Raw genomic sequence first — 13,007 nt, 5'->3', positions numbered from 1 at the left:
CATGCTGTGGGGGTGGACATCAGACTCGAATGGGGAACCGAGGGAGTCGGCGCACTGGGCGCGGACTGCGCCGTTCTCGTCATCGTCGACGTACTTTCCTTCTGCACCACAACGGATCTCGTCCTCGGCAACGACGGCCGCGTGCTGCCCGTCCGCTGGCGCGATCAGCGCGGTGCGGAGGCCGCGAAAGCGCGAGGAGCCATCCTCGCGGGTGAAAAACAGTGGACCTTGCGACCTTCGTCTGTGACGGAAATCCCTTCCGGCACCCTCCTCGCGCTCCCCTCCCCCAACGGTGCCACGCTCTGCGACGCCGCCGCCACGACCGGTGCCGTCGTCCTGGCGGGATGCCTGCGCAACGCGGCCGCCGTCGCCGAACGCGCGGCGGAACTGGCGGACGGCGCGCCGATCGGCGTCATCCCGGCCGGGGAACGCTGGGGCATCGGCATCCACACCGAAGCCACGACGTTCGGGCCGCTGAGGCCGTGCGTCGAGGATCAGCTCGGCGCGGGCGCGATCGTCGCGGCGCTGGACGGCTACGGTCGTCTGTCCGCCGAAGCCCGCCTCGCGGCCATCGCGGCGAAATCGATCGACATCGCCGAAGCACTGACAGAGTGTTCTTCAGGACGTGAGCTCGCCGCGGCCGGACACGCGAACGACGTGACACTCGCCGCGAAGCTCGATACGAGCAGCAGGGTTCCTTTGCTGCGCAACGGAATTCTGGAGGATTCGTGACTTGGCTCGAACTCGCGGACGGCGTGTACGCCCGCCGTTACGAAGAGCTGGACCTGACCGTCGGCCTCGTCGTGGGCGGTGAGCGCTGCCTGGTCGTCGACGTCCGCGGTGACGTCGATCAAGGCGCCGAACTGGCCGCGGCGGTCCGGGAGATCACGCCGCTGCCGTGGTCGGTCGTCTACACCCACGCGCATTTCGACCACGCCTTCGGCACCACGGCGTTCCTGCCGTGCGACGTCTGGGCACACGACGGGTGCGTGGCCGAGCTGACCACCTACGGCGAGGGCGCGCGGCGCAAGTGGATCCAGCACTACCTCGGCGAAAACCGGCCCGAGATGGCGGAGGCGCTGGAGCGCACCGAGATCACCCTGCCCACCAAGCCGGTCACCGACATCGCGGAGATCGACCTCGGCGGCCGCACCGTCGTGCTGCGCTTTCTCGGCCGGGCGCACACCGATCACGACCTGTTCGTGGAAGTGCCCGGCGCGGGCGTCATCTACGCGGGCGACGCCGTCGAGAACGCCGAAGCAGGCTTCAGCGCGTTCTCGTTCAACGACGGCAGTTTCCTGGCCGAATGGCCTGGCGTGATGGACGAGATCCTCGCGCTGGAGCCGAAGATCATCGTGGCCGGGCATGGGGACCCCGTCGACACCGCGTTCATCGAAAAGCACCGCGACGGGCTGCGCGAGCTCGTCGCGCTCAAGACCGGAATCGCGGCGGGAGACCTCACGACGGACGAAGCCGTCGCGAGGTCCTCCTACCCCGACGATGTCACCAGGGCCGCACTGGCGACGCCTTAGTCGAAGTTCAGCTCACCGGACCGGGTGCGCTTCAGCTCGAAGAAGTCCGGGTAGCTCGCCAGCGCGCGGGCGCCGTCGAACACCTTGACGGCGTCCTCGCCACGCGGGATCGAGCTGAGCACCGGGCCGAAGAAGGCGACGCCGTCGATGTGGATGGTCGGGGTACCGACATCCATTCCGACCGGATTCATACCTTCGTAGTGACTCTTTTTCAGCGCTTCGTCGTACTCGGTCGACTCCGCGGCCTCGGCCAGCTCGGCCGGGGCGCCGATGGCCTCAAGGGTCTCCTTGATGACCTTCGGGATGTCCTTGTCGCCCTGGTTGTGATGGCGCGTACCGAACTCCGTGTAGAAGTCGCGCAGGGCCTCTTCGCCGTTCTTCTGCGCCAGCGCGGTGGCGACGCGGACGGGACCCCAGCCGCGGTCCAACAGCTCCTTGTACTGCTCAGGCAGGCCCTCGCGGCCGCTGTTCAGCTCGGACAGGCTCATGATCCGGAACCTCAGGTCGAGGTCGCGGTGCTTCTCCACCTCGAGGATCCAGCGCGAGCTGATCCAGGCGAACGGGCAGATCGGATCGAAGTAGAAGTCGACCTTGGTCGTCTCGGACGGGGCGGTCATCAGGTTCTCCCAGTGCCATCGTCTTGGGTGGGGCGGTACGCACAGAGTGCTACACAGCGAGCCAACATCGCGGCCATCGGCGTTGTTCCCGTCGTCAGCACCGGCCTGGACATGATTGGATGCCAGTAGTTGGAAACCAAAACCGATACCGATGACCAGAGGTGCCAGTGCCCGCCCCCAACCTGACCCGAGACCAAGCCAAGCTGCGCGCGGAGCTGCTCGACGTCGAGTCCTACGACATCGAGCTGGATCTGACCGACGGCCGCGGCGGTCCCGGTGAGAAGACCTTCACGTCGAAGACGACGATCAAGTTCGCGAGCGCCAGAAGCGGCGAAGCGTCGTGGGTCGACATCGTCGCGGAGGGGATCGAGTCGGCCGTCCTCAACGGGACGGAACTCGACGTCAGCGGGTACGTCGAGGACAAGGGCGTCGAGCTGCCCGCGCTCGCCGAGTCGAACGAACTCGTCGTGGACGCGGTCTGCCGGTACATGAACACCGGCGAGGGCCTGCACCGCTTCGTCGACCCGGTCGACGACGGTGTCTACCTCTACACGCAGTTCGAGACCGCGGACGCGAAGCGGATGTTCGCCTGCTTCGACCAGCCCGACCTCAAGTCGGTCTACCGGCTCACCGTCATCGCGCCGAAGGACTGGAAGGTCATTTCGAACGCGCTGATCGAGTCGGCCGAGGAGACCCCGGAAGGGGCCGTCCGCACCGTGTTCAAGGTGTCCGAGCGGATCTCGACCTACCTGGTCGCGTTGATCGCCGGCCCGTACAGCGAGTGGCGCGACGAGTTCTCCGACGCCCACCGCACGATCCCGCTGGGCATCTACTGCCGCGCCTCGCTCGCCGAGCATATGGACGCGGACCGGCTGTTCACCGAGACCAAACAGGGTTTCGCCTTCTACCACGAGAAATTCGCCACCCCGTACCCGTTCTCCAAGTACGACCAGCTGTTCGTGCCGGAGTTCAACGCGGGCGCGATGGAGAACGCCGGCGCCGTCACCTTCCTGGAGGACTACGTCTTCCGGAGCCGCGTCACGCGCTACTACTACGAGCGCCGCGCCGAGACGCTGCTGCACGAGATGGCGCACATGTGGTTCGGCGACCTGGTCACCATGCGCTGGTGGGACGACCTGTGGCTGAACGAGTCGTTCGCGACCTTCGCGAGCGTGCTCGCCCAAGCCGAGGCCACCGAATACAAGAACGCGTGGACCAGCTTCGCGAACATCGAGAAGTCGTGGGCGTACCGGCAGGACCAGCTGCCCTCGACGCATCCGATCGCCGCGGACATCGTCGACCTGCACGCGGTCGAGGTGAACTTCGACGGGATCACCTACGCCAAGGGCGCGAGCGTCCTGAAGCAGCTCGTCGCCTACGTCGGTCTCGACCACTTCCTCGAAGGCCTCAAGGTCTACTTCGGCAAGCACGCCTGGGGCAACGCGACCCTGGCGGATCTGCTGGGCGCGCTGGAAGAGGCCTCCGGCCGCGACCTGTCGTGGTGGAGCGCGCAGTGGCTGGAGACCACCGGCCTCAACTCGCTGAGCCCGCGCTACGAGGTCGGCGCCGACGGGAAGTACACCGCTTTCGCCGTCACCCAGACCGGCGCCAAGCCGGGTGCCGGTGAACTGCGCGCGCACCGCGTCGCGGTCGGGGTCTACGACGAGGACGAGCACGGCAAGATCGTCCGCAAGCACCGCGTCGAACTCGACATCGACGGCGAACGCACCGAGGTGCCGGACCTGGTCGGACTCCCGGCGGGCAAGCTCGTGCTGGTCAACGACGACGACCTGACCTACTGCACGATGCGGCTCGACCCGGCGTCGCTGACCACGCTGATCGACCGCATCGCCGACATCACCGAACCGCTGCCCCGCACGCTGTGCTGGTCGGCGGCGTGGGAGATGACGCGCGAGGCCGAGCTCAAGGCCCGCGACTTCGTCACGCTGGTGCAGCGCGGCGTGCACACCGAGACCGAGGTCGGCGTGGTGCAGCGGCTGCTGCTGCAGGCGCAGACGGCGCTGAACTCGTACGCGAGCCCGGCGTGGGCGGCGGACAAGGGCTGGCCGGAGTTCAGCTCGCGGCTGCTGGAGCTGGCGCAGGGCGCCGAAGCCGGTTCGGACCACCAGCTCGCGTTCGTCAACTCGCTCGCCGGATGCGTGCTCGACGACAAGACGCTGGCGATCATCGCGGGCTGGCTCGACGGCACGGCGCCCCTCGACGGCCTGACCGTCGACACCGACCTGCGCTGGCGGCTGCTGCACGCGCTCGTCGCGCACGGCAAGGCGGAGAACCCCGAGATCGACACGGAGCTCGCGAAGGACGACACCGCCGCCGGACGGCGTCAGGCGGAGCGTTCGCGGGCGCTCCGGCCGACCGCCGAGGCCAAGGCAGACGCGTGGCAGCGGGCGGTGTACGACGACGAGCTGCCCAACGCGGTCAGCGACTCGCTCATCACCGGCTTCTCCCACCCGGGCCAGAAGCACCTGCTCGGCGACTACGTGACGCGCTACTTCGACGTCATCGGCGAGGTGTGGCAGCGGCGCTCCAGCGAGCGGGCGCAGCCGACCGTCGTCGGGCTGTACCCGTCGTGGGCCGTCGAACCGGCGACCGTCAAGGCGTCGGACGAGTGGCTGGCCGGGGAGCACCCGGCGGCACTGCGCCGTCTGGTGTCGGAAGGCCGGGCCGGGATCGTGCGGGCGCTGGCCGCCCGTGAGTTCGACTCGCAGGCCGGGGTCTAGTCCCGTAACGCAATGAAGGGGCCTTTCATAGCAAATTTTGCTATGAAAGGCCCCTTCATTGCACTTGAAAGAGCGTGAAGGTGCTTAGTGCTGCGGAGCGCCCGCCTGGTCGCTCAGCATGCGAAGTGCGTTCACGAGGCCGCCGATGAGGTCGCCTTCCTTGAAGGAGGCCACCATGCTGGCCACGGCGAGCTTCGCGCCGCGGTCGGGCAGGCGGAACCGGGCCTGCGAGCCCGTCACGATCTCGATGGCACGCTGTCCGGGCGACACGGCGACGACCACGGCGTCGGCCGGGTTGTCGGTCGAGGCCAGCAGGCCTTCGGCGGTGACGCGCGTGTCTTCGCCGAGGTCGCCGAGGTACACACTGAAGTCCAGGCCGGTCTCGCGGCTGGCCAGCGTCAGCGCCTCGTCCAGCCGGGCGAGCTGCTGGGTGGTGAATGGGCTGATCGGCCCAGCCGGTTCGTACATCTTGGCGGCGGAAACCCGGCCGCTGGAAGTAACGGCGGCGCCGTAACCGGGCTCTTCGTCAACAGCGGTGGACGAATGGGTCAGTTCACCAGTTGCCACGAGCGCCTCCCGTCACCGAAGCTCCGTCCGCCGCACCGACGGCGGTCGCGCCGCCCGCGTGCGAATGCCTGGCGCCGACCCCGTCGGGGTTGGCGCTCCACCACATGGCCGGGTGCTCCCACGGCTGCCCCGGCCGGTACCGGGCGACGCCCGCGCCCTTCGACCGCAGCGTGGCCACCCCGCAAAGCGCGTAGATGGCCAAGGGGATCACCGCGAAGACCAGGATCGTCTCGACAAGGTTCACGCGCGTGAGCGTATCCGATGGCTCGCGGCCGCACCCGCTCGCACGGGTGTGCGCCCCGGCACCTACCGCTCACCGTCCGGCGGGGGCCGTCCGCCGCTTGCCACGAAAGCGCTCCCACGTTGGGGCGAAGCCCTCAAGGCCGAAAGGTTGCAACTCAACGTACGGGCGGCCGCACCCGGCGCTGTCATCTTGTCGGAGCCTTGAAATCCTCGTAGCTTTTTCACCTGTACGGGCCTTGCGCCCAGCTCTCCCACCCCAGCAGGTAACGCACCGGTCGCAGGAGGATATGTCATGCAGAGCACCCAGACACCCGGCCAGGCGATCATCGACGACATTTCGTCACTCTTCGAAATTGGATTCGTCCCCGGCACACGTGTGACGGCGGGCACACGGGTTACTCGCGGTACTCGTGTCACGCGCGGTACGCGGGTCACCGCCGGTACCCGCGTCACTCGCGGAACCCGAGTCACCCGAGGCACCCGTGTCACCGCCGGAACCCGCGTCACCCGTGGCACGCGCGTCACTCGCGGTACCCGCGTGACCGCCGGCACTCGCGTCACCTGCGGCACGCGCGTCACGCGGGGGACCCGCGTCACCCGAGGCACCCGCGTCACCTGCCAGAGCGACTTCTCCCTCGCCGCCTGAATTCGGGCACGACCGGTCAGTGGGGAACGGCGGACTCCGTAACGAGGTTCATCACGGCATCATCGGCTCGCCCCGGCCGCCGAAAGGCAGCCGGGGCGCCGACGTGTTCACAGCCGGATCAGGCCGCGGTTCCCAGGTACGGCCGCCACAACGGGTCGGCCTCCTTCGAATGCGCGAGCAGCCGCCAGTGCGGCCCGTGCGGGGCCCTCGGCACGACGCGCAGCCGCCAGCCGATCTCGGAAAGCAGCTTGTCCGCCTTCCGGTGGTTGCACTTGGCGCAGCAGGCCACGCAGTTCGTCCAGCTGTGGGGGCCACCGCGGCTGCGCGGGACGACGTGGTCGATCGTCTCGGCCCGCCCTCCGCAGTAGGCGCAGCGGTATCGGTCGCGGTGCATCAGCCCGGCCCGGGTCAGCGGCACCTGTGCGCGGTAGGGCACGCGCACGTAGGTGCTCAGCCGGATCACCGAAGGCACGGGCAGCGAGACCGTGGCGGCGTGCAGTTCGAGCCCTCCGGGGTCTCCGTGCACCACCTCGGCCTTGCCGCACATCACGAGGACCACCGCGCGCCGCAACGGCAGCGCCGTGAGCGGCTCGAACGTGGCGTTCAACAGCAATACCCGTCTGCGGCCCCAAGACGACGCTGATGTCGTAGTGGGTACCGCCGTAGTCGACGGGTCCCGCCCTCTACGCTGTCCGGGCGGGCGGGCTACACCCCCTGGCCGCGTTCCCGGCCCGCCCGGTGGCGCCCCGTGCGAGGGGGCACCTCCCGGATGAGCGCGCAACACGACCTCCGGCGCCTGTCCGGCCAAGGCTTGGCTCGGGACGCCGAGGGGGATGGGTTGTCGGTCTGGCACTCGACCACCTCCACCGGTGCAGGCATAGTCGACCACAGATCAGCCCCAAAACGCACGTGTGTTAGTGGACGTGTCACATGCCCGCGACCCGGAGGCCACCCGAATCGGGGTGTTCCGCGCCCGCCGGGACGCCCGCCGCGCGGAGCAGCGCGAACGAACCCCGCCGAGTACGAAAGGACATTTCTTCTCAGTGAACCTGCTGCCCACCGAACCCCCGGCTTGCACGCGAGACGTCGAAACCTTCTGCTACCAGGTGTTCCAGGTCACAAAAAACGAATGGCTGTCCGCGTCGGCAGGCTGGCTGCTGACGAAGCCGATCAAGATCCTGATGATCGTCGCCGTGGCGTTCCTGCTGCGGTACCTGGTGCGACGTCTGATCAACCGAGTGACGCGGATGCCGAGCGGCTCCAAGAAGCTCCCCGCCCTGTTGAGACCGCTTCGGGAGAAGGCTCCCGAGGTGCTCGGATCGGCGGTGGTGGAGCGACGTCGTCAGCGCGCCGCCACGATCGGCTCGGTGCTCAAGTCGATGGCCACGTTCCTGATCTACGGCCTGGCGTTCATCCTCGTACTCGGCGAACTGGGCATCGACCTGGCGCCGATCATCGCCTCCGCCGGCATCGTCGGCGTCGCACTCGGTTTCGGCGCGCAGAATCTCGTCAAGGACTTCCTCTCCGGCATCTTCATGATGATCGAGGACCAATACGGCGTCGGTGACGTCGTCGACGTCGGTGAGGCGTCCGGCACCGTCGAGGCCGTCGGCCTCCGGATCACCACCCTGCGTGACATCAACGGCACCGTCTGGTACGTCCGTAACGGCGAGGTGCTGCGAGTCGGCAACTCGAGCCAGGGCTTCGCGGTGGCCGTCGTCGACGTCCCCCTCAGCTACTCCGCCGACGTCGAGAAGGCCATCGAACTGATGGCCCAGAAGTCGACGACGCTGCTGGAGAGTGAGGGGCTGGCGCCCAACGTGCTGGAACCGCCCGAGATGCTCGGTGTGGAGACCGTCACGCCCGAAGGCATCAAGGTCCGCATGACGGTGAAGGTCCGCCCGGGCAAGCAGTGGGCCGTGCAGCGCGCGCTGCGGGCGCATCTGCTCGCCGCGCTGGACGAGGCCGGCTTCGAGCCGCCGCTGGGACGCTTTATGTCCACCGGCCCCGCCCCGCAGTAGGACAAGGGCAGAATGGAGCTGTGTCCGTGACCGAACCTGACCCCACCACCTTGTACGAAGCGATCGGCGGTGAACCGGTCTTCACCCGGATCGTCGCGCGGTTCTACGCCGAAGTCGCCGTCGACGAGGTGCTTCGCCCGCTGTACCCCGAGGAGGACCTCGGCCCGGCCGAGGAGCGTTTCCGGCTGTTCCTCATGCAGTACTGGGGCGGCCCGCACACCTACTCGGATCAGCGCGGTCACCCTCGGCTGCGGATGCGGCACGCCCCGTTCAAGATCGGCCCGATCGAACGCGACGCCTGGTTGCGCTGCATCAAGATCGCGGTCGACGAGGAGAACATCGAGGAGCCCTACCGCTCGCAGCTGTGGGCGTATCTCGAAATGGCCGCCAACAGCATGATGAACAGCTTCGTGTGATGGCGACGGGCGCGGCTTGGTGGGACCAGGCGGTCTTCTACCAGGTCTACGTGCGCTCGTTCGCCGATTCGGACGGGGACGGCGTCGGTGACCTCGAAGGCATCCGCGGCAAGCTCGGGTACCTGGAGCTGCTCGGGGTCGACGCGTTGTGGCTGACGCCGTTCTACCGCTCCCCCATGGCCGACCACGGCTACGACATCGCGGACCCGCGCGACGTCGACCCGATGTTCGGCACTCTCGGCGACTTCGACGTCCTGCTGACCGAGGCGCACAAACGCGGCATCAAGGTCACCGTCGACGTCGTCCCCAACCACACCAGCAACACCCACGCCTGGTTCAAATCGGCGATGGCCGCGCCGCCGGGCGGCCCCGAGCGGGATCGCTACATCTTCCGTGACGGGCTGGGCCCGCGCGGCGACCTGCCGCCGAACAACTGGGTCAGCGCGTTCGGCGGCCCGGCGTGGACGCGGGTACCGGACGGCCAGTGGTACCTGCACCTGTTCTCACCGCAGCAGCCGGACCTGAACTGGGCCGACCACGAGGTCGCCGCCGATCTGGAGCGGACCCTGCGATTCTGGCTGGACCACGGGGTCGACGGCTTCCGCGTCGACGTCGCGCACGGCATGGCGAAACCGCCGGGCCTGCCGGACATGGACCCGCGGGTGACCGCGCTCGGGCCGAGCGAGTTCTACGACCCGAGGTTCGACAACGACCGCGTCCACGAGATCCACCAGATGATCCGCAAGGTGCTCGACGAATACCCGGGCACGATGGCCGCCGGCGAGATCTGGGTGACCGACGAGGAACGCCTCGCACGCTACCTGCGGCCCGACGAACTGCATCTGGCGTTCGACTTCCGGCTCGTGCTCACACATTTCGACGCCGACGCGCTGCGGACGGCCATCGAGCGATCCCTGGCGGTGCCGAAGTCGGCCGGGGCCCCCGCCACCTGGACGTTGGGCAACCACGACGTCTGGCGGCAGGTCAGCCGCTACGGCGGCGGCGAACGCGGCGTGCGGCGCGCGCGGGCGATGGCACTCGTCGAACTCGCGCTGCCCGGGGTGGTCTATCTGTACAACGGCGAGGAACTGGGGCTCGGCAACGTCGACCTCCCGCCGGAGGCGCTCGCGGACCCGCGTGCCAAGACCTCCGGCCCCGAGTTCGGCCGCGACGCGTCACGGGTGCCGCTGCCGTGGGAAGGCGACCTGCCGCCGTTCGGGTTCTCGCGCAATCCGCGGACGTGGCTGCCGATGCCCGCGTCGTGGGCGTCGGTGACGGTGGAAGCGCAACTGGAGGATCCGGCGTCGACGCTGTCGCTGTACCGGCGGGCGATCGAGATCCGCAAGTCGCACAAGGCCTTCAACGGTGACGATCTCGAGTGGTACGGCGCGCCCGCGGGATGTTTCGCGTTCCGGCGGCGCGGCGGCGGGCTGGTGTGCGCGCTGAACACGTCGGCGAGCCCCATCGCGCTGCCGCCCGGTGAGGTGCTGCTGTCGAGCGTTCCGCTGGTGAACGGGAAACTGCCGCCGGATGCGGCCGCCTGGCTCGTTTGAGCCCGGCCCCCGTGCAATGAAAGGCCCCTTCATTGCAAATTTCGCAATGAAGGGGCCTTTCATCTCACGCTAGTGGGTCACTTGTTGAAGCCCGGGTGCAGCTTGTACTGCGTCTGGGCGTTGAACTCGTTCTGCCGGACCAGCTTCGCCGGGGAGGTCCGCCAGTCGTTGAGGTCCAGGACGTCCAGTCCCTTCACGATGTCGGACGAGAAGATGTGGCCGTTGTACCAGTACGCCGACCACGTGCCGCCGCCGACGAGCTTCTCGTTCGAGAGCGGGCCCCGCTCCCAGTACGCGATCTCCTTCGGCCGCTTCGCGTCGGTGAAGTCCCACACCGAAATGCCACCCTGGTACCAGGACTGGACCATGATGTCCTTGCCGGGCACCGGGATCAGCGAACCGTTGTGCGCCACGCAGTTCTCGGTCTCGGACTGCAGACGCGGGATCTTGTAGTAGCTGATGAACTCCAGCTTGCGGTCGTCGCCGCGGCCGGTGATCTGGTAGATGCCGTTGGCGCCGCGAGTGGGGCCGAACTTCTCCAGGCAGGTGGCCATCCCGCCGCCGCCGAGCTCGTCGGTGAAGACGACCTTGGTGGCGTCGTTGTTGAAGGTGGCGCTGTGCCAGAACGCGAAGTTCACGTTGTCCTGCACGCGGTTGATGACCCGCGGCTTGAGCCGGTCGGAGATGTCGATCAGGACACCGTCACCCATGCAGGCACCGGCCATCAGGTCCTTCTCCGGCAGCGCCGTCAGGTCGTGGCAGCCGGTGGTCTCCGACCGGCGGGTGCCGTCGGGGTTGGTGCCACCGGGGTTGCCGCCGTCGGTCGGGAACATCACCGGCGTCGCGACCAGCGAAGCCTTCGCCGGGTCCTTCACGGGGACCTTGATGATCGACAGCTTGTCGTGCGGCGGCTGGCAGTCGGGCAGGTTCGCCGCCGGCGCGTACGACGAGACGTAGATGTAGACGTCCTTGCCGCGTTTGTCCGGCACCAGGGTGTTGGTGTGCGAACCGCAGTCGGTCTCGACCGCCGCGACGTACTTCGGCGCCGCGAGGTTCGAGATGTCGAAGATCTTGATGCCCTCCCACGCCGTCTTGTCCGAAGCGGGCTTCGAGACGCTGTTGCACGAGTTGTCGCTGCGCGACGCGTCCGTGGAGAGGAAGAGCAGGTCGCCGGAGACCGACACGTCGTTCTGCCCGCCGGGGCAGAGGACCTGGCTGACGATCTTCGGGCGATAGGGGTTGCGGACGTCGTAGACGTTGAAGCCGTCGTACGTCCCGATGATCGCGTGGCCCTTGGTGAACGCGATGTCGGTGCCGGTCGAGTCCTTGGTGAACGGTCCCTGCTGCGGGACGTTCGCGATCGACCGGAGGTTCGGGCTGTGGACGATCTCGTCCACACCCGGAATCGCGGTCGCCGACGGTTCGGCGATGACGGCCGGCGCGGCGAGCGCGCTGGAGGCCCCGAGGGCGGCGACTGCGACCGCCGACACGAAGCCCCTGGTCAAGCGGCGTTTCAGCCCAGGCTGCAGCACGATATGGCTCTCCTTCCACCCAGCTTTACGCGCACCTTATTCCTTATTTAGGCTCAGCAGATACCGACCAACGGAGGAACACCCGGGATGAGAAAAAGCTTGACATCGGCGCTGCTCGTTGCCGCTTTCGTAGTCTCGGGCTGCAGTGGCGACGAAAACCCGGCCGCACCGGCCCAGAGCGCACCGATCATCGTTCCCGGGAAGCCCGGCGAGCAGGCGGGCACCGGTGTTCCGGGCCCGGTGAACCGCGATCAGCCCAACGAGGCCGACGTCGAGTACATGACGATGATGATCCCCCACCATCAGCAGGCGAAGGTGATGACCGACCTGGTGCCGGGCAAGACGGCGAACGAGCAGATCCGGGCCATCGCCGGCCGGATCTCGGTCGCGCAGGACGGCGAGATCGCGATGATGAAGACCTGGCTGGCCGATCGCGGCAAGCCCGTGCCGGGCGCGGGCCACGGCGACCACGGCGGGGGGCACGATCACGCGCTCATGCCGGGCATGGCGACCGAGGCCCAGCTGGCGGATCTGCGCGCGGCGAACGGGGTGGCGTTCGAAAAGCTGTTCCTCGATTTGATGATCGCGCATCACCAGGGCGCGCTGACCATGGCCGAAACCCAGCTCGGGAAGGGTGTGGAGATCAAGGCGCAGGAGATGGCGCAGGAGGTCGTCACCGGCCAGACCGCCGAGATCGAGCGAATGAAGAACATGCGCTCGAAGCTCTAGCCCAGTCCCGCGATTCGGCACCTGCTTGCGATGGTTCGCGATCCGGACTACCGCAAGCAGGTGCCGAATCGCGAAGGTTTCAGGCTTCGCCGGAGGAGCCCATGTCGCCGAAACCGGTGTCGTCGGAGTCGGCTGAGTCGTCCAAGGTGCCCGAGACGATCCACGTCGCCAGCGCGGCGGCCTGGACGTAGGGCGCCGCCTTCGCCGCGGCCCGCCCGGCGGATTTGGCACGGCCCCATTTCTCCGGGCGTTCGGCGCGTTCCGGCGCCTCCTCACCCGGCGGACGCTCGGTCCGCCACGGGGTCTCCTCCTGCCGGACCTCGGCGAGGAAGTCCGCGGTCGGGTCCTCCCCGTTCTTATCAGCGTCGCGAGGGGCACTGTCGGTCATGCGGACAGCCTGACACCGCGGG

The 13,007-nt window shown here is 68.1% G+C and carries 13 protein-coding genes; 7 read left to right on the top strand and 6 right to left on the bottom strand.

Annotated elements, in window-relative coordinates; genetic code table 11:
• Positions 1-12 precede the first annotated feature (12 nt).
• Complete coding sequence (locus DL990_RS37890) at positions 13-732, top strand: 2-phosphosulfolactate phosphatase (RefSeq protein ID WP_233620690.1); 720 nt, start codon at positions 13-15, stop codon at positions 730-732.
• Positions 729-1,532 (top strand): MBL fold metallo-hydrolase, encoded by an 804-nt coding sequence (locus tag DL990_RS37885; RefSeq protein ID WP_125801547.1) that lies wholly within the window; start codon positions 729-731, stop codon positions 1,530-1,532. Before DL990_RS37890 ends, DL990_RS37885 begins: the two co-directional genes overlap by 4 nt.
• On the opposite strand, the gene DL990_RS37880 is transcribed toward DL990_RS37885, so the two are convergent.
• Complete coding sequence (locus DL990_RS37880; protein WP_125785990.1) at positions 1,529-2,149, bottom strand: disulfide bond formation protein DsbA; 621 nt, start codon at positions 2,147-2,149, stop codon at positions 1,529-1,531. The two genes, DL990_RS37885 and DL990_RS37880, sit on opposite strands and share 4 nt — an antisense overlap.
• Positions 2,150-2,316: 167 nt before the next feature.
• On the opposite strand from DL990_RS37880, the gene pepN reads away from it, so the two are divergent.
• Positions 2,317-4,890, top strand: a complete 2,574-nt coding sequence (gene pepN / locus DL990_RS37875; RefSeq protein WP_125801546.1) for an aminopeptidase N — start codon at positions 2,317-2,319, stop codon at positions 4,888-4,890.
• 84 nt (positions 4,891-4,974) lie between these two features.
• Here the strand turns inward: pepN and DL990_RS37870 are convergent, their stop codons facing one another.
• The 3 genes from DL990_RS37870 to DL990_RS37855 form a co-directional block, all read right to left on the bottom strand.
• On the bottom strand, positions 4,975-5,457 hold the full coding sequence (locus tag DL990_RS37870) for a DUF5130 family protein (protein ID WP_125793045.1): 483 nt from the start codon (positions 5,455-5,457) through the stop codon (positions 4,975-4,977).
• The gene (locus DL990_RS37865) at positions 5,444-5,701 is read right to left on the bottom strand and encodes a hypothetical protein (RefSeq protein ID WP_125785993.1); all 258 of its coding nucleotides are present in this window, start codon (positions 5,699-5,701) and stop codon (positions 5,444-5,446) included. Before DL990_RS37865 ends, DL990_RS37870 begins: the two co-directional genes overlap by 14 nt.
• A 763-nt stretch (positions 5,702-6,464) precedes the next feature.
• A complete protein-coding gene (locus tag DL990_RS37855) occupies positions 6,465-6,959 on the bottom strand; it encodes an HNH endonuclease (protein WP_037319481.1) in 495 nt (164 codons plus the stop codon).
• A gap of 430 nt (positions 6,960-7,389) precedes the next feature.
• Between DL990_RS37855 and DL990_RS37850 the strand changes: the two genes are divergently transcribed.
• The 3 genes from DL990_RS37850 to DL990_RS37840 are packed head-to-tail and all read left to right on the top strand — an operon-like array spanning position 7,390 to position 10,336.
• Positions 7,390-8,367: a mechanosensitive ion channel family protein gene (locus DL990_RS37850; protein ID WP_125785994.1), complete on the top strand. Its 978-nt coding sequence runs from the start codon at positions 7,390-7,392 to the stop codon at positions 8,365-8,367.
• A 20-nt stretch (positions 8,368-8,387) separates the two neighbouring features.
• A complete protein-coding gene (locus tag DL990_RS37845) occupies positions 8,388-8,783 on the top strand; it encodes a globin (RefSeq protein WP_125676391.1) in 396 nt (131 codons plus the stop codon).
• Positions 8,783-10,336: a glycoside hydrolase family 13 protein gene (locus tag DL990_RS37840; RefSeq protein ID WP_125785995.1), complete on the top strand. Its 1,554-nt coding sequence runs from the start codon at positions 8,783-8,785 to the stop codon at positions 10,334-10,336. Before DL990_RS37845 ends, DL990_RS37840 begins: the two co-directional genes overlap by 1 nt.
• A gap of 77 nt (positions 10,337-10,413) precedes the next feature.
• Here the strand turns inward: DL990_RS37840 and DL990_RS37835 are convergent, their stop codons facing one another.
• Positions 10,414-11,868 (bottom strand): LVIVD repeat-containing protein, encoded by a 1,455-nt coding sequence (locus DL990_RS37835; RefSeq protein ID WP_125801545.1) that lies wholly within the window; start codon positions 11,866-11,868, stop codon positions 10,414-10,416.
• Between the two features lie 87 nt (positions 11,869-11,955).
• Here DL990_RS37835 and DL990_RS37830 point away from each other — a divergent pair, with 87 nt between their 5' ends.
• Entirely contained in the window at positions 11,956-12,597 is a 642-nt protein-coding gene (locus DL990_RS37830; RefSeq protein WP_125801544.1) for a DUF305 domain-containing protein, read from the top strand.
• A gap of 79 nt (positions 12,598-12,676) precedes the next feature.
• Here the strand turns inward: DL990_RS37830 and DL990_RS37825 are convergent, their stop codons facing one another.
• Complete coding sequence (locus tag DL990_RS37825) at positions 12,677-12,985, bottom strand: hypothetical protein (protein WP_125785998.1); 309 nt, start codon at positions 12,983-12,985, stop codon at positions 12,677-12,679.
• Between the last annotated feature and the right edge of the window lie 22 nt (positions 12,986-13,007).

The organism is Amycolatopsis sp. WAC 01416, from assembly GCF_003947485.1.
Taxonomy (GTDB): Bacteria; Actinomycetota; Actinomycetes; order Mycobacteriales; family Pseudonocardiaceae; genus Amycolatopsis.
The sequence above is the reverse complement of the archived record's forward strand: the minus strand, read 5'-3'. Positions and strand labels throughout refer to the sequence as shown.

What these genes read in the sequence shown, in the direction of transcription:
- DL990_RS37880 (WP_125785990.1), bottom strand. Translation starts at nt 2,149, where the DNA reads ATGACCGCCCCGTCCGAGACGACCAAGGTCGACTTCTACTTCGATCCG.
- DL990_RS37840 (WP_125785995.1), top strand. Translation starts at nt 8,783, where the DNA reads ATGGCGACGGGCGCGGCTTGGTGGGACCAGGCGGTCTTCTACCAGGTC.
- DL990_RS37830 (WP_125801544.1), top strand. Translation starts at nt 11,956, where the DNA reads ATGAGAAAAAGCTTGACATCGGCGCTGCTCGTTGCCGCTTTCGTAGTC.
- DL990_RS37825 (WP_125785998.1), bottom strand. Translation starts at nt 12,985, where the DNA reads ATGACCGACAGTGCCCCTCGCGACGCTGATAAGAACGGGGAGGACCCG.